The 25,243-nt window shown below is 60.0% G+C and carries 21 protein-coding genes; 8 read left to right on the top strand and 13 right to left on the bottom strand.

Features of this window, described 5'->3' with window-relative positions; all coding sequences use genetic code 11:
• Positions 1 to 67 precede the first annotated feature (67 nt).
• The 4 genes from cydC to WF513_RS16900 are packed head-to-tail and all read right to left on the bottom strand — an operon-like array spanning position 68 to position 5,800.
• Positions 68 to 1,726, bottom strand: coding sequence for a thiol reductant ABC exporter subunit CydC (gene cydC, locus WF513_RS16915; protein ID WP_339080576.1), 1,659 nt, complete (start codon positions 1,724 to 1,726; stop codon positions 68 to 70).
• Complete coding sequence (gene cydD / locus WF513_RS16910) at positions 1,719 to 3,413, bottom strand: thiol reductant ABC exporter subunit CydD (RefSeq protein ID WP_339080575.1); 1,695 nt, start codon at positions 3,411 to 3,413, stop codon at positions 1,719 to 1,721. Before cydD ends, cydC begins: the two co-directional genes overlap by 8 nt.
• The gene (cydB, locus tag WF513_RS16905) at positions 3,397 to 4,398 is read right to left on the bottom strand and encodes a cytochrome d ubiquinol oxidase subunit II (RefSeq protein WP_339080574.1); all 1,002 of its coding nucleotides are present in this window, start codon (positions 4,396 to 4,398) and stop codon (positions 3,397 to 3,399) included. The genes cydD and cydB overlap by 17 nt, the downstream gene beginning before the upstream one ends.
• Position 4,399: 1 nt before the next feature.
• Positions 4,400 to 5,800, bottom strand: coding sequence for a cytochrome ubiquinol oxidase subunit I (locus tag WF513_RS16900; RefSeq protein WP_339080572.1), 1,401 nt, complete (start codon positions 5,798 to 5,800; stop codon positions 4,400 to 4,402).
• A gap of 373 nt (positions 5,801 to 6,173) precedes the next feature.
• Between WF513_RS16900 and WF513_RS16895 the strand changes: the two genes are divergently transcribed.
• Both WF513_RS16895 and WF513_RS16890 read left to right on the top strand, forming a co-directional pair.
• Positions 6,174 to 6,731, top strand: a complete 558-nt coding sequence (locus tag WF513_RS16895; RefSeq protein ID WP_339080571.1) for a DUF3365 domain-containing protein — start codon at positions 6,174 to 6,176, stop codon at positions 6,729 to 6,731.
• On the top strand, positions 6,724 to 6,993 hold the full coding sequence (locus WF513_RS16890; RefSeq protein ID WP_339080570.1) for a metal-sensing transcriptional repressor: 270 nt from the start codon (positions 6,724 to 6,726) through the stop codon (positions 6,991 to 6,993). The genes WF513_RS16895 and WF513_RS16890 overlap by 8 nt, the downstream gene beginning before the upstream one ends.
• 48 nt (positions 6,994 to 7,041) lie before the next feature.
• Here WF513_RS16890 and WF513_RS16885 read toward each other — a convergent pair whose 3' ends face one another.
• From WF513_RS16885 to norR, 7 genes are all read right to left on the bottom strand, one after another.
• Positions 7,042 to 8,457: a dihydrolipoyl dehydrogenase gene (locus WF513_RS16885; RefSeq protein WP_339080569.1), complete on the bottom strand. Its 1,416-nt coding sequence runs from the start codon at positions 8,455 to 8,457 to the stop codon at positions 7,042 to 7,044.
• Positions 8,458 to 8,563: 106 nt separating this feature from the next.
• Positions 8,564 to 8,944 (bottom strand): rhodanese-like domain-containing protein, encoded by a 381-nt coding sequence (locus WF513_RS16880; RefSeq protein WP_339080568.1) that lies wholly within the window; start codon positions 8,942 to 8,944, stop codon positions 8,564 to 8,566.
• A gap of 10 nt (positions 8,945 to 8,954) precedes the next feature.
• The gene (gene sulP, locus WF513_RS16875; RefSeq protein WP_339080566.1) at positions 8,955 to 10,721 is read right to left on the bottom strand and encodes a sulfate permease; all 1,767 of its coding nucleotides are present in this window, start codon (positions 10,719 to 10,721) and stop codon (positions 8,955 to 8,957) included.
• Complete coding sequence (locus WF513_RS16870; RefSeq protein ID WP_339080565.1) at positions 10,718 to 12,460, bottom strand: bifunctional protein tyrosine phosphatase family protein/NAD(P)/FAD-dependent oxidoreductase; 1,743 nt, start codon at positions 12,458 to 12,460, stop codon at positions 10,718 to 10,720. Before WF513_RS16870 ends, sulP begins: the two co-directional genes overlap by 4 nt.
• Before the next feature lie 10 nt (positions 12,461 to 12,470).
• Positions 12,471 to 13,334: an MBL fold metallo-hydrolase gene (locus WF513_RS16865; RefSeq protein ID WP_339080564.1), complete on the bottom strand. Its 864-nt coding sequence runs from the start codon at positions 13,332 to 13,334 to the stop codon at positions 12,471 to 12,473.
• A gap of 234 nt (positions 13,335 to 13,568) precedes the next feature.
• The gene (locus WF513_RS16860; RefSeq protein WP_339080562.1) at positions 13,569 to 14,804 is read right to left on the bottom strand and encodes an HD-GYP domain-containing protein; all 1,236 of its coding nucleotides are present in this window, start codon (positions 14,802 to 14,804) and stop codon (positions 13,569 to 13,571) included.
• 157 nt (positions 14,805 to 14,961) lie between these two features.
• A complete protein-coding gene (norR, locus tag WF513_RS16855) occupies positions 14,962 to 16,521 on the bottom strand; it encodes a nitric oxide reductase transcriptional regulator NorR (protein WP_339080561.1) in 1,560 nt (519 codons plus the stop codon).
• A gap of 175 nt (positions 16,522 to 16,696) precedes the next feature.
• On the opposite strand from norR, the gene hmpA reads away from it, so the two are divergent.
• Entirely contained in the window at positions 16,697 to 17,878 is a 1,182-nt protein-coding gene (gene hmpA / locus WF513_RS16850) for an NO-inducible flavohemoprotein (RefSeq protein ID WP_339080559.1), read from the top strand.
• A gap of 28 nt (positions 17,879 to 17,906) precedes the next feature.
• Positions 17,907 to 18,158, top strand: coding sequence for a transmembrane sensor/regulator PpyR (locus WF513_RS16845; protein WP_339080556.1), 252 nt, complete (start codon positions 17,907 to 17,909; stop codon positions 18,156 to 18,158).
• Here WF513_RS16845 and WF513_RS16840 read toward each other — a convergent pair.
• Both WF513_RS16840 and WF513_RS16835 read right to left on the bottom strand, forming a co-directional pair.
• A complete protein-coding gene (locus WF513_RS16840) occupies positions 18,155 to 19,378 on the bottom strand; it encodes a CaiB/BaiF CoA-transferase family protein (RefSeq protein ID WP_339080554.1) in 1,224 nt (407 codons plus the stop codon). The two genes, WF513_RS16845 and WF513_RS16840, sit on opposite strands and share 4 nt — an antisense overlap.
• A gap of 167 nt (positions 19,379 to 19,545) precedes the next feature.
• Positions 19,546 to 20,727: an acyl-CoA dehydrogenase gene (locus tag WF513_RS16835; protein WP_339080553.1), complete on the bottom strand. Its 1,182-nt coding sequence runs from the start codon at positions 20,725 to 20,727 to the stop codon at positions 19,546 to 19,548.
• A 174-nt stretch (positions 20,728 to 20,901) separates the two neighbouring features.
• Here WF513_RS16835 and WF513_RS16830 point away from each other — a divergent pair, with 174 nt between their 5' ends.
• The 4 genes from WF513_RS16830 (at position 20,902) to WF513_RS16815 (ending at position 25,194) form a co-directional block, all read left to right on the top strand.
• Complete coding sequence (locus tag WF513_RS16830) at positions 20,902 to 21,801, top strand: LysR family transcriptional regulator (protein WP_339080552.1); 900 nt, start codon at positions 20,902 to 20,904, stop codon at positions 21,799 to 21,801.
• Between the two features lie 497 nt (positions 21,802 to 22,298).
• Entirely contained in the window at positions 22,299 to 23,420 is a 1,122-nt protein-coding gene (locus WF513_RS16825; protein ID WP_339080551.1) for a Re/Si-specific NAD(P)(+) transhydrogenase subunit alpha, read from the top strand.
• Positions 23,421 to 23,434: 14 nt separating this feature from the next.
• Positions 23,435 to 23,758, top strand: coding sequence for an NAD(P) transhydrogenase subunit alpha (locus tag WF513_RS16820; protein ID WP_339080550.1), 324 nt, complete (start codon positions 23,435 to 23,437; stop codon positions 23,756 to 23,758).
• Complete coding sequence (locus WF513_RS16815) at positions 23,758 to 25,194, top strand: NAD(P)(+) transhydrogenase (Re/Si-specific) subunit beta (RefSeq protein WP_339080549.1); 1,437 nt, start codon at positions 23,758 to 23,760, stop codon at positions 25,192 to 25,194. Before WF513_RS16820 ends, WF513_RS16815 begins: the two co-directional genes overlap by 1 nt.
• Positions 25,195 to 25,243 lie beyond the last annotated feature (49 nt).

Genomic DNA, 25,243 nt, shown 5'->3' with positions numbered 1-25,243 from the left:
TCCCACTAAGTCGCGCGCCTTTACTGCCTTATGCCAACCCGCACTCAGCAAGGCGATCAGCTGCGAACTAGGGCTGTTGCACGTTGCCCCAGCTGAGCAGGCGATCGGCCGTGGGCAGTGCGTGCGCGCTATGGCCCAGCAGCAACACGGTGCGGCCCTGTAGCCATGCATCAATGCCCGGTTTGATGCGTTCGCGGGTGGCCAGATCAAGCCCGGAGAAGGGTTCATCGAGTATCACCAGCGGCGCGTTACGCAGCAGTACGCGCGCCAGTGCCAAGCGCCGACCTTCGCCGCCAGAAAGCTGTTTACCGGTTTCGCCCACCCAGGTATTCAGGCCGTTGGCCGTGCCTTCCACTGTGTCGGCGAGGTCGACCATGGCCAGTGCCCACCACAGTTGCTCATCGCTGGCATCGGGCTGGCCGAGCAACAGGTTGTCGGCGATGCTGCCATGCAGCAGTTCGGTTTCTTGGGTCAGGTAAGCCAACTGGCTGCGCCACGCGTCGAGGTCCAGCGTCGGTAACGCCACATCCGCCACGCACACCTCACCGCTGTCGGGGTCGATCAGGCGGGCAGCCAGCGCCGCCAAGGTTGATTTGCCGCAGCCGGAGGGGCCAACCAGCGCCAACCGCTCACCGGGTGCGATGTGCACATTCAGTTGGCGAATACCGGCATGCGCCACGTTTACCGCCTGCCAACTCAGGGCCATGACCGCAGGCACCGGTAGCGGCGTTGTTGCGCGGGGTAAGCGTGCAGCCATCGCCACCTGTTGGTTCAGCCGGGCGGCGGCGGCGCAGGTTGCACCCCACTGGGCGAAGGCGGCGGGTAACGCGCTAAAGGCTTCGTTAAGGCCCATCAGCGCCAAGGCGATCATCACCATCAGCGGCCCGCTGAGCAGCCCCTGCTGGTAGGCGAATACGCCGGCAAACAGGCCGAGTAGGCTGGCCCCCAATACGCCGAATAATCCCAGCGTTTGCAACAGCACCAAACGGCCTTGCAAGCTCAGTTGCTCAGTCAATAACTGTTGGCTGCGGCTAAGCAGGGCGTGCTGATGCACGGTCAGGCTGCCGGCAGCAGACAGCTCAGCCAAGCCTTGCAGTTGCTCGATGCACTGCACGCGCAAACCGTCCAACTGCTCGACACGGTTAGCACTCAAGCGCAAACCGGCGGCGGCCATGCCGGCGGTTACCAGCAGCAACAGCGCCAACAGAAGCAACAGCAACACCAGTGCCAGCATCGGGTGAAACAGCGCGACCAGCCCGCACACCAGCACAATCGCCAGTAAAGCCACGGCCGGTGGGGCCAGCAGGCGCAAGTAGAGCGTATCCAGCGCATCAATATCGGCGGTCAGGCGGTTGAGCCACTGGGCTGCGCGCAGCCGCCCCAGGGTGGCGCCGTCCAGTTGTGCCAAGGCGCTGAAGTGACGTACGCGCAGGTCGGCCAGCAACCCAAGCACGGTGTTGTGGTTAAACACCCGCTCGGCATAGCGCGCCACCGTGCGCGACAGGGCAAAAAAACGGATGCCGCTGCCCGGCACATAAATATCAAAAAACACCTTTTGCCCCGCTGCCCAGAGCAATGCGGTGACGCCGGTGGCGGTAATAAACCACCCTGATAAGGCCAGCAAGCCGATGGCGCTGAGCACAGTTAGCAGCATCAGCAATGCGCCGACTAGCAGGCGACCGCGCCAATGGCGCATATCGCGCAGCCAGGGCAATAACTCAGTCATCGACCAATGCTCCATCGCTCAGGCGTACAACGCGATCAGCCATGTGCATCAGGGCTGGGTGGTGGGTGGCGATGATTACGGTTCGACCGGCCGCAGCCAGCGCCTGTAAGGCTTCGACCACGTCGGCTTCGCTCTCTTCATCCAAGCTGGCGGTGGGTTCATCCAGCAGCACCAAGGCGGCGTCGCTCAGCCACACCCGCGCTAACGCCAAACGCTGCGCTTGGCCGCCGGAAAGTCCGCGACCGCCTTCGTCCAGCAGGCTGTCGAGGCCCTGTGGTTGAGCAGCCAGCAGCTTACTCAAGCCCACCGCCGCCAACGCCCGCTGCATGGCGGCCGCGTCTGCATGCGGCGCCGTGAGGCGCAGGTTATCGGCCCAACTGCCCTTAATCAGAAACGGCCGCTGGCCCATCCAGGCCAGTGCTTGTTCACCGGGTGGCCGGCCAAACAGGCTGATATGGCCGGCATCTGGCTGGATAAAACCGGCTAAGCCATGCAGCAGGCTCGATTTGCCCGACCCGGAAGGGCCGACCAGAGCAACCACTTCACCGGCCTGAATGTTCAGGTTTACGCCACGCAGGATTAAGCCGCGCCCGGCATAGCCAAGCTGCAGATTCTGCACGGTGATGCTTTGGGCGTCGCCGCTTAGCGGTTGCGCGCTTGGCGTAGGTTGCTCAGGGATGCTGCTGCCCAGCGCTTCCAGCTCCGCCAGTGCATCCGCCGCTGCCAGCGCCGCTGCCCGGTCGTGATAATGCTGAGCCAAGCTGCGCAGCGGTTGGAAGAACTCCGGTGCCAGCAGCAGGATAAACAAGCCACTAAACAGGCTCAGCGCAGGCGATGGGCCGTAGCTGATATAGCCGAGCAAGCCAAAGCCGATGTACATGGCCACCACCGCAATGGCCACTGAAGCAAAAAACTCCAGCACTGCCGACGAGAGAAACGCCACCCGCAGCGTCTCCATCGTCACCTTACGGTAAGCCTGAGTGGCCTCTTCGATACGACTGATTGAGCGGCCGACCTGACCAAATAACTGCAAGCTGGTGAGGTTGCGCACCCGGTCGAGAAATTGTCCAGCCATGCGCCCGGCTTGCAGCACGTGGCGCTGACTGATGCGTTCGGCCTGCATGCCCACCAGGGCCATAAAGAGTGGGATCAGTGGCGCGGCTAACAGCAGGAAAATCGCCGCCAGCCAATCGAGATAAATCACCACCGCCAGCATCATCAAGGGCACCAACAGGGCTAACCATTGTTGTGGCAAGTAGCGGGCGTAAAAGCCATCCAGCGCATCCACCTGCTCAACCCACTGGTTGGTCAAACTGGCGCTGGGCAGCTCAGCCAAACGCACCGGCCCAAGCGTGGCCCACAAGGCGCTTAACTCGACCCGCACCTGTTGGCGAATGGTGGCGCTGGCATGCTGGCCGAGGCGCTCTTGCGCGCCTTGGGCCAGCACACGGATAACCACCGCCAGCACCAGCCCGAGCATGACCGGCAAGAGGCTGGCAGGCGATGCTGCGTTGATCAGCAGAGCGTGGATCAACCACGCCATCAAGCCTAATTGGGCAATGATCGCCACCGCCCCCACCAGCCCGGCCGCCACCGCCGCCAACAGCAAAGGCCTTACCGCGCGCTGGCGGCGGGCCAGCCACTGGCGGCTGCGCTGTTTACGCCGTGTGTCAGTGATAGCCTGCACCGACCCTCACTTTGCCGCGGAACACCCAGTACGTCCACGCGGTGTAGGTCAGCACGATGGGGATGACAAACAGCAGGCCCAATAGCAGGAACAATTGCGACTCAGGCGCCGAGGCAGCGTCCCAGATGGTGTGGTTAGGCGGGATGATGTAGGGCCATTTGGTCATCAACAACCCTAGGTAGGTGAAGATAAACAGGCCCATGGTGGCCATAAACGGCATGGCTTCACGACGCTTGAGCAGGCTACGGAAAATCTGCAGCGCGCACAGTCCAGCCAAGATCGGGAAGGCCCAGATCAGGCTAATCGAGGAGAACCAGCGGGCATAGGCATTCGGGTCGACCGAGGGTGTCCAGACGCTGATGGCAACAAACACCACCAACACCGCCGCCAACAGTTTTGGTGCCAGCTTGAAGGCCCAATCCTGAATGTAGCCTTCGGACTTCATGATCAACCACGTGCAACCGAGCAGGGCATAACCGGCCAGCAAGCCGATGCCGGTGAGGACGGTAAAGGGCGTCAGCCAATCCAACGGGCCGCCGACATACACCATGCCCTCGGTGTTGAAGCCTTGGATATACGCGCCGACCACCGCCCCTTGAGCAAAGGAGGCGAGAATCGAGCCGCCCGCGAAGGCCCAGTTCCACAGGTAGCGTGAGGTGTTGGCTTTAAAGCGAAACTCAAAGGCTACACCGCGAAAAATCAGCCCTGCCAGCAGCAGGAATACGCCGATGTACATGGCCGGCAGCAGCACTGAGTAAACCAGCGGGAAAGCCGCCAGCAGCCCAGTACCGCCCAGTACCAGCCAGGTCTCGTTACCGTCCCAGACTGGTGCCACTGAGTTCATCATCACATCGCGGGCCGGCTCGTCTGGGGCGAAGGGGAAGAGAATGCCCACACCCAGATCGAAGCCGTCCATCAACACGTACATGATGATGCCGAAGGCAATAATCCCAGCCCAAATAAGCGAAAGGTCAAAAGGCACCATTTTAATTGCCTCCCTGTTCTAGACGTACATGGGTTGCCGACAGCGGACGTGCTGCCCGCTCCACTTCGTGGGTTTCCTCGGCGCTTAAGTCTTCTTCAAGGCCGTCCTGCAACACGCGGAACAGGTAATACAGACCGGCGCTAAACACGGCGGCGTACACCAGCATGTAACCAATCAGGGTAAACAGCGCCATGCCGCCGGTGAGTGACGGCGTCAGTCCCTGAGCGTGGGTCATCACCCCGTAAATCAGCCATGGCGCACGCCCCGCTTCAGTCACTATCCAACCCGCCAGCACGGCCAGGAAGGGGGTGACGCTCATCCAGCGCATGCCATTTAGGAACCACGGCGTTTGCCAGTAGCGGCCACCGCGGCGCAACACCAGCCCGGTGAGGCCAAAGGCGATCATCAGCAAACCGATGGCAACCATTACCCGGAACGCCCAGAACACGATCCACACGGTTGGCTGCTCTTCACGAGGCACGTCGGTGACGCCCGGTAGCTCGCCCTGCCAATCATGGGTCAGGACAAAGCTAGCCAGATTTGGAATGCCGATTTCAAACCGATTGGCCTGCGCGTCTTGGTCGGGCCAGGCGAACAGCAGCAGCGGTACACCCGAACCACGCTCCCAATTACCCTCCATCGCCGCCACTTTGATCGGTTGGTGTTCAAGGGTGTTGAGGCCGTGGAAGTCGCCCACCACCGCTTGGGTCGGGGCAATAATCATGATCATCCACAGGCTGACCGACAGTGCTTTGCGGTTCAACTCCACTTCACGCTTGCGCAGCAAGTACCAAGCGCTGACGCCGGCCACCACAAATGCGCCGGTGAGGAACGAGGCCAAGCCCATGTGCAGGAAGCGGTAGGGGAAGGAGGGGTTAAACAGCGCCTCTGACCACGAGGTGACATGAATCATGCCGTCGCGCAGCTCCGTGCCTACCGGTGTCTGCATCCAGCTGTTTGCTGAGAGAATCCAGAACGAGGAAATAAAGGTGCCCAGCGCCACCATGCAGGCAGCCAACAGGTGCACGCCCGGCGGTACTTTGTCGCGACCAAACAGCAGCACACCGAGGAACGCCGCTTCAAGGAAGAACGCGGTGATCACTTCATAACTCAGCACTGGGCCGAGGAAGTTTGACGCCGCGTAGGAGAAGTTGCTCCAGTTGGTACCGAACTGGAAGGCCATGACGATGCCCGACACCACCCCCATGCCGAACACCACGGCAAACACCTGCGTCCAGAACTTCGACAGCCTTACCCAAACGAGATCACCCGTTCGGAAAGCCATGGTTTCAAGAAAGGCGATGAATGAGGCCAAGCCGATGGTGAACACCGGGAAGATGGCGTGAAAGCAGACCACAAAGGCAAATTGCAGTCGCGAGAGGAAGAGCGGGTCTAATTCCATCTGAGTCGATCCTGTGTTTCGAACTGACTGAAAAGCCGGCTAAGCGCATGGCTTTTTCGGCAAGATGAAGCTTAACCGAGAACACCCTAGGGGGTATGTGGGCGAAATGCCGCACCGTCGCCATCAACCTTCTTGCTGCCATGTTTTAGACGCTACGTTAGACGGATAAAAAACCGATGATTTGCATGCGAACGTTGAGTGATGACTGCGTTGGGCCAGTAAATACGCAGGTATCAGCCGTGGTTACAGCGCGACGACATGCCTAGCCAGAGGCAACGCCATACACAACCATCTGCATTCGCGCTGGGTGTTTTTCTCAAGTCGAAGCTATACTCCCATGGGTATGTAGGGTACGTGTTTATGTGGAGGCGGTATGCGATTGACTACGGCAGTTCTTTTAGGTTCGTTGAGCACGGCGGCTTATGCCGAAGATTTTCAGGCGCTCAAGGCAGAGGGTGCAGCGCTAATACCGCCTTTCGGGCAGCATTTGATGTCTACCGTCAAGTCTGCGATGGAGTCCGGCGGGCCGGTTAAGGCGGTGGAGGCGTGTCAATTACTGGCCCCGGAGATTGCTGTGCAGCACAGCCAACACCCTTGGAAAGTGGGCCGTACCTCACTCAAGGTACGTAACCCGGCGAACACCGCTGATGCCTGGGAAACGCAGGTGCTTGAACAATTTGCCCAGCGTGCCGCCGCCGGTGAGCCCATCGCTGAACTCAGCCATGCTGAAATAGTCGGCGGCGAGTTTCGCATGATGAAGGCCATTGCCACTGGCGAGCCGTGCTTAGCCTGCCACGGCAAGAACGTTGAGCCGTCTCTGGCGGCGGTGATTGATGTACGCTACCCGCAGGATCAGGCGCGTGGATTTGCCTTGGGTGAATTACGCGGCGCCTTCACTTTGCGCCGAACTGTAGACGTTGAGAATGACTGAACTAACCCAGTTACAACACCGCGATTCCCTGCTCAAGCGTTTGGCCCGCGTCGAGGGCCAGGTGCGTGGCATTCAAGCCATGATCAAGCGCGGCGATGAATGCGAGTCCATCGCCCAGCAATTCAGCGCCGCCCGTAAGGCCTTGGATAAGGCTTATCAGGAAATGCTGATTTGCCTGGCTGAAGAAGCCATTCTCACCCCGGACCACAGTAACCAAGAGAAGCTGGCGCAAGTCAGGGCCATCTTCACCAAGTACACCTGACGGCTAAACAGTTGCGCACGCCAAGGCTGGCAAAGCTTCCGTGACGCTTCACTCTTCGGCTACCAACCCGAGGGGCAGCCCTTGAGGGTCGGGGAAGTGTTTGCCGATTTCTTTCAGCGCGGTGGCCAGCAACTCTTCCACCACCGGGTGGTAAAACGGCATTTGCAGCAGGCTTTGCGCCGTTTCACCGCGCTGGATGGCCCACGCTAATTGATGCGCCACGTGTTCGCCGTCGATGCTGAGAAGCGAGGCGCCTAGCAGTAAACCGCTGGTGCTATCGGCGTAAACGTTCAGCAGGCTGCGTTCACCGCCCACGATGCGCAAACGGCCATTGGCTTCACCCGACGCACTGCCCACGATAATCCGGCTGGGGTCTAGCTCGCTCAAGCGTTTACCAATGGCCGCGACATCGGGTTTAGCGAAGGCGATGGACAGCGAAGTTTTTTGCCGGAAGCGCGTGGGAGTGGTCCGCGATGCGTTATAGCCGGCTATCGCGCCTTCGTCAGCCGCTTCGTGCATCAACGCGCGCTGCCCGTTAGCGTCACCGGCGATGTACACCGGCCAATCGCCCAGCTGCAGCGTGGCCGGTTCGAACAGCGGTTCGCCACGTTCTTGCAGGGTAAAACCGGCCGCCTGCAGATTCAGACCATCGGTGTTCGCGCGCCGGCCGGTTGCCACCAGCAGCAGGTCAACCGTTGCGCAGCGTTCACCTGAGCGCAGCACCAGCCCTTGCTCTGCACGCTCAACGCGGGCGGGTTGGCCGAGCCAAATTGGCATCTCTTGCGAGAAAACCTCGACTGCACGGGCGGCCACCTGTGGGTCATCAATACCGGCCAGGCTTGAACCGCCAGCCGCTGTGACCTCAATGCCGAGCCGGCTGAGCGCCAGACCCATTTCTAGACCCAGCGCGCCCAAACCCAACACTCCGATGCGTGCCGGCAATTCTGCCAGCTCAAACAGCGTGTCCGTGGTGACAATCCGCTCTGCAAACGGGGCCAGCCAGTCGGGGATAAACGGGCGTGAGCCGGTGGCGATAATCACCGCGCCTGCGCGGATGACGTGCTTACCTTCAGCACCTTCAACCTCCAGCAAGGTGGGTTCAAGAAAGCGTGCGCGACCCTCGATCAGCTGTTTGCCCGCCGCGGCGCGGGCCTTGTTAGCGGCGCTGTTAGAGAAGAAATCACGCTGCTCACGCAGGGCCGCCCAAGTGATGGCGTTATCAAGCTGCAGCGCCTCGCTATTCGCCACGCCGATGGCCGGCATGGCCAGACGTGAATGCCACAGATCGGCTGCATGCAGCGCCAACTTGGAGGGCATGCAACCCACTCTGGCGCAGGTGGTGCCGAGCGGGCCGTGGTCGATAAGGACAAAACTTCGCCCGGCTCGCCGCACCTCGCGCAGTGCATAAAGCCCGGCTGTACCGGCACCAATAATCGCAACGTCGACGGTGATTTCTGTGGGCATAACCGGTGAATCCTTTTCGGCGTGAGATGCAGAAAACCGCTGCAGGTACTCAGCTACAGGCAGCGGCTTTACGGACAGTTAAGCGTCCAGCAGTAGGCCAATGTCCCTAATCGAATGCAGGCAGTTGCGGGGTGTCGATGGCTTTGTTAGCGGCGCTCCACGCGTCGAAGCCACCTTCTATCGAAAGCACGTGCAGGTAGCCCATGTCTTTTAATGAGCAGGCAGCCAATGCCGCGCGGCCGCTGGTTTTGCAATAGAGCACTAGCTTCTGGTCGCGTTGCGCCAGCTCGGGTTGATTGCTCAGTTTGAATTCCAGCAGGCCACGGGGGATGTTGATGGCGCCGGGGATGTGCCCAGCGTGAAACTCATCGGTTTCGCGCACGTCGATCAACAGGTCAGCTTCGCTAATGGCAGCGTCGGCGTCCTGCAGGTTAATTTCATGGATACGCGTTTTAGCGGCGGTCACCAAGTCATGGGCAGTTTTCATCAGAATGTCCTTAGGCATGGGGGTGGGTGTTGGCGCGCAGATTGCCCGGCAGTAAGGTTTGCTGAGTAAGCTGCGGCGCTAGCGTTTTCAGGGCCTCGAACTGGCTGATAAACACCTGGCCACCAAAGTGCTGGAGAAAGCTGGAGCGACGCAGCTGATCCATCACTGGGCCTTTAACTTCGGACAGGTGCAATTGAATATTGGCGGTTTTTAGGCGCTCAACAACCGCCTCCAGCGAATCAAGGGCGCTGGCGTCAATCAGGTTGACGCCCGAACACATCAGCACCAAATGGCGCACGTGGGGTCGGTTAGCGATCAGCTCGCTAATCCGATCTTCCAGGTAGCGGGCGTTGGGGAAGTACAGGCTTTCATCGACCCGCAGCGACAGCACGTTGGGCGACTCGATAACGGCAAAGCGCTCGATATTGCGAAAGTGCTCGCTGCCTGGCACCTGGCCGACGACCGCCATGTGCGGCTGGCTGGTGCGCCAGAGAAACAGCAACAGCGAGAGGCCGACGCCGATCAGGATGCCGGCCTCAACGCCAATCAACAGCACACCGATAATCGTCGCGAGTTGCGCGACACCATCAGGACGCGAGTAGCGCCATGTGCGACTCAGCGAGCCGAGATCAACCAAGCTCAGCACCGCGACGATGATTGTGGCGGCCAATACGGCTTGCGGCAGGTTATGCAGCAGCGGGGTCAGCAGCATGACGCTGAGGCCGATACCCACGGCGGTAAACACCCCAGCCATAGGGGTTTGCGCGCCAGCGTCATAGTTGACCACCGAGCGAGAAAAACCACCGGTGACCGGGAAGCCACCGCTAAAGGCTGCGCTAAGGTTGGCTGTACCCAGGCCGAGTAATTCATTATTGGGCTCGATACGTTGGCGGCGTTTTGCCGCGAGCGTCTGGCCCACCGACACCGACTCAACAAACCCCACCAAGCTGATCAGCAACGCGGCGGGCAACAGTTGCATGGCTAACGTGATATCCAGCGTGGGCAGCATCAGCCCCGGTAAACCCTGCGGGATGACCCCGACTACTTTCACCCCGGCGCGCTCCAGCTGCAGCAGCGACACCGCAACAATGGCGGCAATAATCGCCAGCACCGGACCGGCTTTGGCTAAGTTGCCCGCCATTTGCACAGACAGCCCCAGCCGTTGCAGAACAGGTTTTAGGCGCGCCCGCGCCCACCACAGCCAGATAAGGCTGAACACACCGATTAGCACGGTTTGCCAGTGCGCACTCGGCAGCCCTAGCCACAGCTGCGGGATTATCTGCCGCAGGCTCTCACCCGAGGCGCTGATGCCCAACAGGTGCTTAAGCTGACCCACGGCGATAAGGATACCGGAGGCACTGATAAAACCAGACACGACAGGGTGGCTGAGAAAATTCGCTAAAAAGCCCAGCCGCAACATCGCCATGCTACTGAGCAGCAGCCCAGACAGCAGCGCCAGCAGCATCGCCGCGCCGATATACGCTTCGCTGCCCGCAGGGAACAGTGGCGCAAGCGCCGCTGCGGTCATCAGCGACACCACCGCCACTGGGCCTACCGCCAAGGTGCGGCTGGAGCCAAAAATGGCGTAGGCCAGCAGCGGTAAGATGCTCGCATACAGGCCCGTCACCGGCGGCAAACCGGCCAGCATGGCGTAGGCCAGGCTCTGCGGTATTAGCATCAGCGTTACGATCAGCGCGGCTAAGCCGTCTTGGGCCGCGCTGCTGCGGTCATAGCGGCGCCCCCACTCGAGGCAGGGCAGCCAGCGGCTCAGTTTCATTTGGCCTGATCCTTTCCAAAATCACAGGCCGCTGATGCTTGTACGGCAGCGGGTTCATGCTGCAAACGTTTGGGCGCGGCCAGCCATTCACGGCCGTGCAGCATCATGTCGAAGTAGATGCTGGGCATCAGCTTAACTTTCAGTTCCCAAGCCAAGCGGCGCGGTATGGCGGGGTCCAGCGGGAAGGTCGGCAGCAGCTTGCCGCCGTAGCCAAACTCCGCCAGCACCACTTTGCCGCGCTCAACCGTCAGCGGGCATGAGCCGTAACCGTCGTACAGCGCGCGTGGGCCTTTGCCTGCGAGCATGGAGATCACATTTTCCGCGACCACTGGGGCCTGCTTGCGCACAGCTGCAGCCGTTTTAGCGTTGGGTGATGCACACACGTCACCCAAGCTGAAGATATTGCCGAAGCGCGGATGGCGCAGGGTTTCAGCGTCTGCTTCAACCCAGCCTTCGGCATTGGCCAGCGAGCTTTGGCGAATAAACTCAGGCGCGCGTTGGGACGGCACGGCGTGCAGCATGTCGAAGGTTTTTTCGATCGTTTGGCTGTTGCCTGCCGTATCAACCTGTTTAAACCATGCCTTGCGCGCCGGGCCGTCAACCGCCGTCAGGGTAGTGTTGAAGTGAAGCTGGGCGTTGTAGCGTTCGATGTACTTCATCAGCGGCGGAACGAAGGTCGGCACACCAAATAACACCGCACCGGCAGTGCAAAACTCGACATCAATGTCAGGCAATACGCCGTGTTTCTGCCACCAGTCACACGACAGGTACAGCGCCTTCTGCGGCGCGCCGGCGCACTTGATCGGCATTGGCGGCTGGGTAAATAGGGCGCGGCCTTTGCGTAAGTTTTGCACCAGCTGCCAAGTGTAAGGCGCCAGCTCAAATTGGTAGTTGGAGGTGACACCGTTATGCCCCAGCGTCTCTTTGAGGCCTTCGATGGCATCCCAATGCAGGCTTAAACCGGGGCAGACAATCAGGGCGCGGTAGCCAATCCGGTTTCCGTCTTCGAGTACCGCACATTGCTGCTCGGGCTCAAAGCCGGCCACTGCGGCGCGAATCCAGTGCGCACCTTGGGGAATACAACGGGCCATGGGTCGTTCGGTGCGGGCGCGGTCAAAAATACCGGCGCCAACCAGCGTCCAGCCCGGCTGGTAATAGTGATGTTCACTGGGCTCGATTATGGCGATACGTAAGTGCGGATCGCGCCGCAGCAGGCTGGCCGTCACCGCGCAACCCGCGGCACCACCGCCAACTACCACCACGTCATAACGCTGGGTGGGCGGCATACTGCGTTGCGCAGTGGTGGCTGGCGCACTCTGCCAACGCTGCTCTAGGCGTGGGGCTAGGCCGCTGAGGTCATAGCCGTTGTTTTGCGCAGTCTTAAGCAGCGCTTGCGGGTCTAGGTGGTGCGCTTCACTCAGCGCCCACAGTGTGGTGGAGCGTGTGCCGGTGCGGCAGAACGCCAGCACCGGGCCGCGTACGTGGTTGAGCAGCTCGGTAAAAGCCACAACCTGTTCATCGCTAATCTGTCCCGCCGTTACTGGCAGGAAGAAGTATTCAAGGCCACTCGCCAGCGCCGCCGTCTGCATCTCGGCTGAGCTGGGTTGGCCTTCACCTTCTCCGTCGGGGCGGTTATTGATCACGCTGCGAAAGCCGGCAGCGGCCAGGGTGCCCATGTCCGCAGGTTGCAACTGCCCAGCGACGGCGATAAACGGGCTCAGGTGTTTTAGCGCATCCATGGTCAGTACCTCAGAGCACGTCGAGGGGGATTTTCAAGTAGCGCGTACCGTTGTCTTCGGCGGGCGGCAGTTGCCCTGCGCGCATGTTTATTTGCACCGCCGGCAGAATCAGCGTGGGCATGCCCAGCGTCGCATCACGGCTGCTGCGCATGGCGACAAAGCTGGCCTCATCAATGCCTTCATGCACATGGACATTGTGTGCGCGCTCTTCGGCAACAGTGGTTTGGTTGCGGAAATCATCGCGCCCCGGCGCCTTGTAGTCGTGGCACATAAACAGGCGAGTGTTACCCGGTAAGGTGAACAGCTTGCGAATGGATTGGAACAAGGTGCGCGCATCGCCGCCGGGGAAGTCGCAACGCGCCGTGCCGTAATCCGGCATAAACAGGGTGTCACCGACAAAGCCGGCATCGCCGATCAGGTAGGTCATGCAGGCGGGCGTGTGCCCCGGGGTATGCATGGCTTGGGCGGCTATGTTGCCTATTTGGAAGGTGTCGCCATCTTTAAATAGACGGTCGAACTGACGGCCATCGGTGGCGAACTCGGAGCCGGCGTTGAACAACTTGCCGAAGGTGTCTTGCACCACGGTGATGTGTTCACCAATCGCCAACTGGCCACCCAGTTCACGCTGCAGGTAGGGCGCAGCCGAGAGATGGTCGGCATGCACGTGAGTTTCCAGCAGCCAATCCACCTTTAAATCATGCGCTTTAACAAACGCGATCAGCCGATCAGCGCTGGCAAAGGAGGTGCGCCCGGAAGCCGGGTCGTAGTCCAACACTGAATCAATAATGGCGCAGCGTTGGCTACTGGGGTCGGTTACTACGTAGCTGTAGGTGAACGTGGCAGGGTCAAAAAATGCTTCGACGTTGGCGTGCATGACGGTCTCCTCAAGATACCCCGAGGGGTATTTATTTAAGGATCAGTGTAACTATTATTCAGTTCTATCTATAGATTTAAAAAGCATAAGTAGCGACGGCTTTACGCGACCCAGCCAGCCGTTAGATTTAGGCGTTGAGAACAAGGGCGTTATGCCGTGCTTTAGGCGTGGTTAACCCGCTGGATAAAAGCAAGCGGGGCCATTCAGTGCATGAGCGTTGCAGCGCAGAGGCATTTAAAGATGCGTGGGGATGATCAAGCCTTTGCTGCGGTAGGTGTCGATATGCACGCCGAAGGCTCCGCTGCTGTGCACTTCTTGGATGCGATAAGGTTTGCCGCTGGGGTCGCGAGCGGCGCTGGCGAGGTCGATGACGCTTTCCTTGCAAGGCTGTTTCTGTGCGTCCAGCACCCGCAAGATCCTTGGTTTGAGCTTGTTGCCCGGCGGGCAGCCGATGATGATGCCAACGTCGCCGTTGCTCAGTTCGACGATTTCCCCAGGCGGGTAGATGCCGACCATGCGGATAAAACAGCCGACTATGGCCTCATCAAAATGACTCTCGGTGGCGTCAAGCAGGATGCGCAGCGCTTCGAGGCTGGACTTACCTTTGCTGTACACGCGGTCACTGTTGATGGCGTCATAGCTGTCGGCCACAGCAATAATTTTCGCGAAGTAGGGGATTTTGCTGGCAACCAAACCGCGCGGGTAGCCCTTGCCATCTAAGCGCTCGTGGTGCGAGTAGGCGACGTCGACCGTGGCGGGCGTGATCTGTTGGTTGCTCATCAGCAGTTTGCGCCCTTCATCGGCGTGGCTCTGCATGATGCGCAGCTCATCGACGGTGAGTGCGCCAGGCTTGTTGAGGATCTCGTTGGGCACCTTGATCTTGCCAACATCATGGAGCATGCCGCACACACCGATCTGCTCCAGCTGGTAGGTGGGCAGGCCCAACTCTTTGGCCAAGGCAATCGAGAGGATGGACACCCGCAGCGAATGTTCGGCAGTGTATTCGTCGCTGTTCTTGATGCGCGCCAGCCAGAGCATCGCGGCCGGGTTGCGCAAAATGCTGTCAACGCACTCTTTGATCACCGCTTTGACCGCGCTGACGTCCAGCTCCTGCCCCAGTTTGACCGCTTGCAAAATACGCAGGGATTCTTCCCGTGCGCTATGCCAAACGGGGGCGGCTTGGTTAATTTCTAGGTTGAAATCGACCTTGGCAATCACCGGCTGCAGGCTGTTGGGATGGGCGATGTTTTCCGCCAGCTGGTCACCCACGCCGATGGAGCGACGAGCGTCGACCCAGGCGTAACTGCAAACTTCTTGCAGCAGGCGGATTTCCTGCTGCTGGCGAATGCGAAAGCCTTGAAAAAGAAAGGTGGTGTCCGTCCATGGGCGATCCAGCTCCACCACATACATGCCGATGGTCAGCTTAGCTGCCTCGACTTTGATGCGGTCTGTGTCGGCGTTATCGGCCATGGAGATTGTCCTAAGAGCGTTTAAGCGGTGGCCATTAGCTACTACTGATGGGAAGGCGGCAAATTACTTTTGTCTATGGGGCGACGTGGGCTGACGTGGACGTTGGACAGGGCAAGCATAGTCAGATCGCAGTGGCCGTGCGAGTCGGCAGATTGATTTACGCTCGCACCTCCAGCCCCAGGCGTTTAGCCAGGCGGATCAAGTTAGCGCGGTCGATCCCCAGCTCACGGGCGGCAGCAGCCCACTGGTAGTGATGGCGGCTAAGGGCCTGGCTGATCAGCTGTTTTTGATAAGCATCGACGGCTTCGCGCAGCGGCACATGGCTGGGTGGCGCAACTGTGGCCGGCGGCGCTTGGGCAATGCGCATGGCTGCTGGCGGCAGGTCAAGGTGTGCACTGTCGATGCTGAGTATGCGCGGCCGCACACTGTGGCCGGCTAAGGCCTTGAGTGCGGCACGGCTGACCAAGTGCTCCAGTTCGCGCACGTTGCCTGGCCATTGATAGCTTTGCAGGCTGGCCTGCGCAGCGTGGGTCAGGCGCAGGCTACGCAGGCCCAAGCGCGCGCGGTTTTCTTCGAGGAAGTAGCCAGCCAGCAACAGCACATCGCGGCCGCGTTCGCGCAGTGCCGGCACTTTGAGCGGGTAAACACTGAGGCGATGGTAAAGGTCCGCGCGAAAGCGTCCGACGCGCACTTCTTCGGCGAGGTCGCGGTTGCTCGCGGCCAGTACCCGCACATTGACCCGTCGCTCTTGGTCAGCGCCCACGCGTTGCAGTTGGCCGCTTTGCAGTACACGCAGCAGTTTGGCTTGAACGGCGAGCGGCAGTTCGCCGACTTCATCAAGAAACAAACTGCCGCCATCAGCTAGCTCGAATTTGCCCCGGCGCTCGTTGTGCGCGCCAGTAAAGGCGCCGCGCACGTGGCCGAACAGTTCACTCTCCACCAAGTTGTCGGGTAGCGCGGCGCAGTTAAGGCTGATCAACGGTTTGCCGGCGCGCGGTGAGTGGGCGTGCAACGCTTCGGCGACCAACTCTTTGCCCACCCCGGTTTCGCCGCTGATCAGCACATTCAGCTCGCTGTTACCCACCAGGGTGATTTCCTGCAGCAGTTGTTTGTACGCCGCACTCTGGCCGATCAGTTCGCGCGGGCGTTGCTGGCCGGCAGCCTGTTTATAGGCTTCGGCCAGTTGTTGCTGGTCTTCGGCGTTTTGCAGCAGGGCGCTGATCCGTTCGCTGGCCATCACCGTAGCGGCCGCCAGGCTGGCGAAGGCGTGCAGGTTGTCCAAATCAACCTTACCGAAGCTGGCGGGGTCAAGGGCGTCGAGGGTTAACAGGCCCCAGGGTTGCTCCTGCACATACAGCGGGCAACCCAGGCAGTCGTGCACGGGCAGGTGGCCGCGGTGGCCATCGACCAAGCCGTCATAGGGGTCGGGCATGTCGCAGTCGGTGGCAAAACGGGTGGGCCCGCGTTGCGCCAGCAGCGCTTGAAAGCGCGGTTGCTCGCTGAGCTTAAAGCGCCGACCAAGGGTGTCGATGCTTAAGCCCTCGACCGCCAGCGGCACCAGCGTGTCGCCCTCCAGTTTGAGCAGGGCAACGGCGTCACACGGCAGCAGTTGCCGTAACGCCTGCAGCAAGCGCCGGTAGCGCTCGGCTTCCGGCAGCTCACGGGACAGGTCGGCGACCAATGGGATCAGGGCGGTGAGCAGTGGATTTGCTGTCATAAGGACACGTTAGTTGTCATTAAGACTCAAAACGCTCGCTGTCATAAAGACACTAGTATTTTTAAGTCTATGATTTATATGAATAAAATAATTGGCACGCTTCCTGTAATAGTCAGGGTGATATGAACCGAACCGCTGCGCAAGTACAGCGCGTCGCCCGAATGAGGAAGCTTGCATGTTGACCCCCGAACAAACTGCTCTGATTAAAGCCACTGTGCCGTTACTGGAAAGCGGCGGCGAAGCGCTGACACGGCATTTTTATGCGCTGATGCTCGGCGAGTACCCCGAGGTGCGTGTCCTGTTCAACCAGGCGCACCAGGCCAGTGGTGGCCAGCAGCGTGCGCTGGCCAATGCGGTGTTGATGTATGCCCGGCACATCGATCGGCTTGAAGCGCTGGGGCCTTTGGTCGGGCAGATCGTCAATAAGCATGTGTCACTGCAGATCCTGCCTGAGCATTACCCGATTGTGGGCAGCTGCTTGTTGCGTGCTATTCGCGAGGTGCTGGGCGCTGAGATTGCCACCGATGCGGTAATTGACGCTTGGGCGGTGGCCTATGGGCAGCTGGCGGACATCTTGATAGGCGCTGAAGAGGCCGCCTATGTCACTAACGCTAGTGCCGAAGGCGGCTGGCGCGGCGCGCGGGAATTCCGCTTGAGTCGCAAAGTGGTGGAGAGCGAGGAGATCGTCTCACTCTATCTGGCCCCGGTTGACGGTGGCACGGTGGTGGATTTCCAGCCCGGCCAATATATCGGCCTGTGTTTGCTTTTAGACGGTGAAGAGCAGCGCCGCAATTACTCGCTGTCAGCCCTGAGTAATGGCCGTGAATACCGCATCAGCGTTAAGCGCGAAGCGGGCGGCAAGGTGTCGACCTATCTGCACGACCACCTGCATGTCGGTGACAGCTTGGAGCTGTTCGCCCCGGCTGGTGATTTTGTCTTGCGTGAGTCAAACAAGCCGCTGGTGCTGATCAGTGCTGGCGTCGGTATTACGCCGGCGCTGAGCATGCTGGAAGCGGCGCGCGACAGTGGCCGCGCTATCCACTTTATCCACTGTGCGCGGCACGCCGGTGTGCATGCCTTCCGTGATTGGGTCGAGGCGCAGCGCAGCGAACGCCCACACGTGCGCCATTACGTTTGCTACAGCGAGCCTCGCGCCGGTGATGCAGGCGATGGCGAAGGCTTGCTCAGCGTGCAGCACTTGGAGCAATGGCTGCCGGAGCAGCGCGATTTGGATGCGTATTTTCTAGGTCCTAAGCCGTTTATGGCGCAGGTCAAACGGCACCTGCAGCACCTCGGTGTGCCGGCGGCGCAAAGCCATTACGAATTCTTCGGTCCGGCCAGCGCGCTGGACAGCTGAAGTTAATGCGGCAATTGGGGAGGTCACCATGTTGAGCTTATTTTCATGCCCACAGCGGGCCTTGCAACTGGCGCAGCACATGCTTTGGGCTGGGCTAGTGCTGCTGATAAGTGGGGTGCTGGGCGCGTATGTGTTGGCGGCACACCTGAGCATCGGCAGTCAGGTGGCAGCACACAGCCTGACCATCGTCGGCCCGGCATTGCTTAAGTTAAGTTATGTGCTGCGCTTGGCCGCGCAGCAGCATATGCCTAAGCAGTCTATGCCGTGCTGCGTGGCTTAAAGCACGCCGGCTTCGCGCAGGGTGCTGATCTGTTCTGGGCTTAGGCCCAGATGCCGACTCAGCACCTGCTCGGTGTGTTCGCCCAGGAGCGGTGGCGCGTTGCGGTAAGTGACCGGCGTCGCGGATAAACGCAGCGGGCTGGCCACTTGCGGCGTGGTGCTGCCCAAGCTGTTGGGCAGATCAATACGCAGGCCACGCGCCACAACTTGAGGGTCGGCAAATACCTGGGCCAGATCATTGATCGGCCCACACGGCACGCCGGCAGCTTCTAACAGCGCCACCCAGTCGGCGGTGCTTTTAAACACCGTGGCTTGGCGCAGCAACGGGATCAGTTCGGCGCGATGAGCAACGCGGGCTTTGTTGCTGGCAAAGCGTGGGTCGTCAGCCAGCGCCGTAAGGCCGGCCACTTCGCAGAGTTTGCGGAACTGCCCATCGTTACCCACCGCAATGATGAAGTTGCCATCGGCTGAGGGGAAATCCTGATAAGGCACGATATTGGGGTGGGCGTTGCCCAAGCGTTGCGGCGATTCGCCGGTGTTGAGGTAATTCATCGCTTGGTTGGCCAAGCAGGCTACCTGCACATCCAGCAATGCCACATCAATGTGTTGGCCAAGCCCCGATTGCTCACGCTGATTGAGCGCCGCCAGCACGCCGACCGTGGCATACAGGCCGGTGAGAATATCGGTAAGGGCGACGCCGACTTTCATTGGACCGGCACCTTCTTCGCCGTCGGGTTTGCCGGTCAGGCTCATCAGCCCGCCGAGGCCTTGGATCATAAAGTCATAACCGGCGCGTTTAGCGTAAGGACCGTCTTGGCCGAAACCGGTAATGGAGCAGTAGATCAGTCGTGGGTTAAGAGCCTTAAGGGTGTCGTAATCAAGGCCATACGCGGCAAGACCGCCGACCTTAAAATTTTCCAGCAGTACATCGCAGTTCTGCACCAGCTCGCGCACTAAGCGCTGGCCTTCGAGTTGGGTGAAATCCACCGTGACCGATTGTTTGTTGCGGTTGGCGCTCTGGAAGTAGGCCGCCTCGCGCGAGTCATTGCCCGCGGCATCCTTCACGTAGGGCGGGCCCCAGTGACGGGTGTCATCGCCGCTGCCTGGGCGCTCGACTTTAATCACCTCGGCACCTAAATCACCAAAAATCTGCCCCGCCCACGGCCCGGCGAGCACGCGGGACAGGTCGAGAACACGGATGTGCGACAGGGCACCGGGCATGGTGAGCCTCGTAAAGAATGAAAGGGTGTGAATCGGTTTAAGATCGTCGCGAGCGCAGGTCAGGCAAGGCGAAAACAGGTGAGGAAGCGGAGTTGACTGCAGTCAATGAGCATTCCGAACCTGTTTTCAACGCAGCATTACCAAGCGCAGCAGATATTCAACCGATTCTAGAAGAACGCCTGAATGCCGGTCTGCGCACGGCCAAGGATCAGCGCGTGGACGTCGTGGGTGCCTTCATAGGTGTTCACCACTTCCAGATTGACCAGATGACGGGCCACGCCGAACTCGTCGCTGATACCGTTGCCGCCGAGCATGTCGCGGGCCAGACGCGCTACATCCAGCGCTTTGCCGCAGCTGTTGCGCTTCATGATTGAGGTGATTTCCACCGCCGCTGTACCTTCATCCTTCATCCGGCCGAGGCGCAGGCAGCCTTGTAGGGCTAAGGTGATTTCGGTTTGCATGTCGGCCAGCTTCTTCTGAATCAGCTGATTAGCCGCCAAAGGGCGACCAAACTGTTTGCGGTCCAAGGTGTACTGGCGAGCGGTGTGCCAGCAGTCTTCGGCAGCGCCCAGTGCGCCCCAGCTGATGCCATAACGGGCGGAGTTGAGGCAGGTGAACGGGCCTTTCAGGCCGCGTACATCCGGGAAGGAGTTTTCTTCTGGGCAGAACACGTTGTCCATCACGATTTCGCCGGTCACAGAGGCGCGCAAACCAACCTTGCCGTGAATCGTTGGGGTGCTCAGGCCTTGCCAGCCTTTCTCCAGAACGAAACCACGAATCTCACCAGCATCATCTTTGGCCCACACCACAAACACATCGGCAATTGGGCTGTTGGTGATCCACATCTTGGCCCCGGTCAGGCGATAGCCGCCGTCGACCTTCTTAGCACGGGTGATCATGCTGCCTGGGTCGGAGCCATGGTCTGGTTCAGTCAGGCCGAAGCAGCCGATGTATTCGCCGCTGGCCAGTTTGGGCAGATACTTCTGCTTGGTCGCTTCGTTGCCAAATTCGTTGATGGGCACCATTACCAAGGAAGACTGCACGCTCATCATCGAGCGATAGCCGGAGTCGACACGCTCCACTTCACGGGCGATCAGGCCGTAACACACATAGTTCAGGCCGCTGCCGCCGTATTGTTCAGGGATGGTGGCGCCGAGCAGGCCGGTTTCGCCCATCTCGCGGAAAATTTTCGGGTCGGTTTGCTCGTGGCGGAAGGCTTCAATCACCCGTGGCTTGAGCTTGTCAGCCGCGAACTGCTGGGCGCTGTCACGCACCATGCGCTCTTCTTCAGTCAGCTGCTGGTCCAGCAACAGCGGGTCGATCCAGTTGAAGCTTGCCTTGCCGGCCATAAGCGAAACCCTCGGTCAACGTGTGTGGGCTCTTGAAGGAAGAGCGATGGGCTGATCCTAGGCGGCTTCCGCCGGGCCCGCAAACGAGTAATATGCAAGCTGCTGTGCAAAACACTCACTTCGAGATAGTTTTAACCGGCCCATTTACCCGATGAAAGTGAGAGCGCTGCACAGATGCGTCGAAAAATCCCCAGCACCGCGGCCCTAATCGCCTTTGAGTCTGCCGCGCGGCACCAAAGTTTCACCAAGGCTGCGCAGGAGCTGAGTTTGACCCAAGGCGCGATCTGCCGGCAGATCGCCGGGTTGGAGGCCTTCCTTAATATTGAGTTGTTTCGCCGTTCACGGCGTGGCGTGCTGCTCACTGAAGCCGGGCAGTCCTACGCGCGCCGGGTCGCCGGCCAACTCGATGCAGTGGAGCGCGATACCTTGGCGGTGATGGGCCAGCAGGGTGCGATGAGCATCGAGCTGGCAGTGGTGCCAACGTTTGGTACGCAATGGCTGCTACCGCGCCTGAAAGATTTTCAGCGCTTGCACCCGCAAATCACCGTTAACCTGACCAACCGCACGCGACCTTTTTTGTTTGCCGATACTGAGTTCGATGCGGCGGTGCATGTCGGTGATGGCGAATGGTCCGGCACCCAAGCCCATTTGCTGATGGGCGAAAACCCGATGCCGGTGTGCAGCCCGGCGCTGCTCGGCGGGCAAACCGCGCTCAGCGTCGAGCAGATTACCGACCTGCCGCTGCTGCAACAAACCACCCGGCCTTACGCGTGGCGCCAATGGTTTAACGGCCAAGGGTTGAGCACCGCACGGGATATGGCCGGGCCGCGTTATGAGCTGTTCTCGATGCTGGCGCAAGCGGCCATGCACGAGATGGGGGTGGCGCTGATCCCGCCGTTTCTAATCCGCCGTGAGCTGGATGAGGGGCGGCTGGTCATCGCCTTCGATAAGCCTTTACCGGATAACGGCCGCGCTTATTACCTGATCGTGCCGGAGCGTAAGGTGGAGTCGGCGGCGCTCGCTGCGTTTCGTGACTGGTTGGTGAGCGAGGCGGCGCAGTACCGCGATCAATAAGCACTAATTCGCAACAGGCGCTCTGCGCCGGGGCTAAATCTAGGCATAAGTACCAACAGGGCCGCGCGGCTGCGCTGGTTTACCCGTTAGGTAGTGACGGTATTCATTAACTACACAGAATAACGGCTCAAAAAGCCGCAAACGCCTATAGGCTCTAGTGTGTAGGCTATTTTTTACAGCGCGTTCGCAACCTTCTACACATCAGACGATTCGATCAGCCGTCATCCACCTTGCGTATGGCTTTTCTCTCTACAAGGGCCGGGAATCAAGGCTTAGGCCAGAAAGCACGGGGCTTGTGGTCGGTATGAAAAGTAGTCATGGCCCTATAACTTGTAGTAATGCAATTTTCTTACTCCATAACTTCTTGAATGGTCTGCCGTTCGCCTGCAAAATGCCGCGCCCGCCACTTTGGCGCGGGATTGTGCTGATCCTCCCTAATGCCCGCGCGCCATCCGCAGCGCGCCGGTTCACCAAAAAGATCACGCAGGAGAATTGAAGTGCACATCGGTGTCCCTCTCGAAACCCATGCTGGTGAGACGCGCGTTGCCGCAACTCCCGAAACCATCAAGAAGCTGATTGGCCAAGGTCATCAGGTGACTGTACAGAGCGGTGCTGGCGTTAGCGCCAGCATTCCAGACAGCGCCTATGAAGCGGCCGGCGCTGCCATTGGCAGCGACACGGCGGCATTTGCGGCCGATCTGGTGCTGAAAGTGGTTGCCCCAAGCGACGCTGAATTGGCCCATATGAAGGCGGGTGCGGTATTGGTTGGCATGCTCAGCCCGTTCTGCAACGAAACCATCGCGCGCCTGAACAGCCGTGGCATCACCGCGTTTGCCTTGGAGGCCGCGCCGCGCACCTCCCGCGCGCAGAGCCTGGATGTGCTCAGCTCACAAGCCAACATCGCCGGCTATAAGTCTGTGCTGCTGGCCGCGCATCACTACCCGCGCTTTATGCCGATGCTGATGACCGCCGCCGGTACTGTTAAGGCGGCGCGCATCCTGATTTTGGGTGCCGGTGTGGCCGGTTTGCAGGCCATCGCTACTGCCAAACGCCTGGGTGCGGTGATCGAGGCCTCGGACGTGCGTCCGGCGGTTAAAGAGCAGATCGAATCGCTCGGCGCCAAGTTCGTCGATGTGCCGTTCGAGACCGATGAAGAGCGCGAATGCGCCCAAGGCGTGGGCGGCTACGCTCGGCCAATGCCGGCTTCGTGGATGGAGCGTCAGGCCAAGGCCGTGCACGAGAAGGCCAAGCAGGCCGATATCGTCATCACCACCGCTCTGATCCCCGGCCGCAAAGCGCCAACCTTGCTGCATGCCGCCACCGTGGCGGAAATGAAGCCTGGCTCGGTGATCATTGACCTCGCGGCGGCACAAGGCGGCAACTGCCCGCTGACTGAAGCCGAGCAGGTGGTGATCAAGCATGGCGTGACCATCGTCGGCCACAGCAACCTGGCGGCCATGGTGCCAGCCGATGCGTCGGCGCTGTACGCACGCAATTTGCTGGACTTCCTCAAGCTGGTTATCGACGGCGAAGGCAAGTTCCACCTCAACCTTGAAGACGACATCGTCGCCGCGTGCCTGATGTGCCGTGACGGCAACGTCGTGCGCACCAACGGCTAAGGGGAGTAACGCACATGGATATGATTTCCGACGGCATCTACAACCTGATCATTTTTGCGCTGGCCATTTACGTGGGCTACCACGTGGTCTGGAACGTGACACCGGCTCTGCACACGCCACTGATGGCGGTGACTAACGCGATTTCCGCCATCGTCATCGTCGGCGCCATGCTGGCTGCCGCGTTGACCGTCACCCCGCTGGGTAAAACCATGGGTACGCTGGCCGTTGCGCTGGCGGCGGTCAACGTCTTTGGTGGCTTCTTGGTCACCCGCCGCATGCTGGAAATGTTCAAGAAAAAAGCGCCGAAAGTCGCGGCTTCCAAGGGAGAGAAGAACTGATGAGCATGAATCTGATCACGGTTCTCTACCTCGTTGCCTCGATCTGTTTTATTCAGGCGCTTAAAGGCCTGTCGCACCCAACTACCTCCCGTCGCGGCAACTTGTTCGGCATGCTCGGCATGGGCTTGGCGGTACTGACCACCGTTGGCTTGATCTACAAGCTCGGCGCTGAGCTGGCCACGGCCGGTATCGGTTACGTGATTGTCGGCTTGCTAGTCGGCGGCACGGTCGGCACGGTGATGGCTAAACGCGTCGAAATGACCAAGATGCCCGAGCTGGTTGCCTTTATGCACAGCATGATTGGCTTGGCCGCGGTGTTTATCGCCATTGCCGCCGTGGTTGAGCCGCAGTCCTTGGGTATTGTTGCAGCGTTGGGTGATGCCATCCCTGCTGGCAACCGTCTGGAGTTGTTCCTCGGTGCAGCTATCGGCGCCATCACCTTCTCCGGTTCGGTGATCGCTTTCGGCAAACTGTCGGGCAAGTACAAGTTCCGCCTGTTCCAAGGCGCACCGGTACAGTTCAAGGGCCAGCACTGGATCAACCTGGCCATTGGCTTGGCGATTCTTGGTCTCGGCCTGATGTACACCTTCACTGGTGACCTTACCGCGTTCGCCATCTTGGTCGCGCTGGCTTTCGTGATTGGCGTGCTGATCATCATCCCGATTGGCGGTGCCGACATGCCGGTGGTGGTGTCGATGCTCAACAGCTACTCAGGCTGGGCGGCGGCCGGTATCGGCTTCTCGCTGAATAACTCGATGCTGATTATCGCCGGCTCCTTGGTGGGCTCGAGCGGCGCGATCCTCTCGTACATCATGTGTAAGGCGATGAACCGCTCGTTCTTCAACGTGATCCTCGGTGGTTTCGGTGGTGCTCCGGCAGAAGCTGGCCCAGCGGGCGCGCAGGAGGCGCGGCCGGTTAAATCCGGTTCAGCCGATGACGCTGCGTTCCTGCTGACCAACGCCGACACCGTGATCATCGTCCCGGGTTACGGCCTGGCAGTGGCCCGTGCCCAGCACGCGCTGATGGAGCTGGTTGAGAAGTTGACTCACCGTGGCGTCACCGTAAAGTACGCCATCCACCCGGTTGCCGGTCGTATGCCAGGGCATATGAACGTATTGCTGGCTGAGGCCGAAGTGCCTTACGAGCAAGTGTTCGAGATGGACGACATCAACTCCGAGTTCGGCCAAGCCGACGTGGTATTGGTGCTGGGTGCCAACGACGTGGTCAACCCGGCCGCGAAGACCGATCCAAAGTCGGTGATCGCCGGCATGCCTATTCTGGATGCTTACAAAGCCAAGACCGTGATCGTCAACAAGCGCTCGATGGCCAGCGGTTACGCCGGCCTAGACAATGAACTGTTCTACATGGATAAGACCATGATGGTCTTCGGCGACGCCAAGAAAGTCATCGAAGATATGGTTAAAGCGGTCGATTAATAATCGCAGCGACGCTGTTGAAAAAGCCCGGCTTTTAGAAGTCGGGCTT

The organism is Pseudomonas sp. TMP9 (assembly GCF_037943105.1).
In the GTDB taxonomy this organism is placed as follows: Bacteria; Pseudomonadota; Gammaproteobacteria; order Pseudomonadales; family Pseudomonadaceae; genus Aquipseudomonas.
Note: the sequence above shows the minus strand (reverse complement) of the source record. Positions and strands in the feature narration are given on the sequence as shown.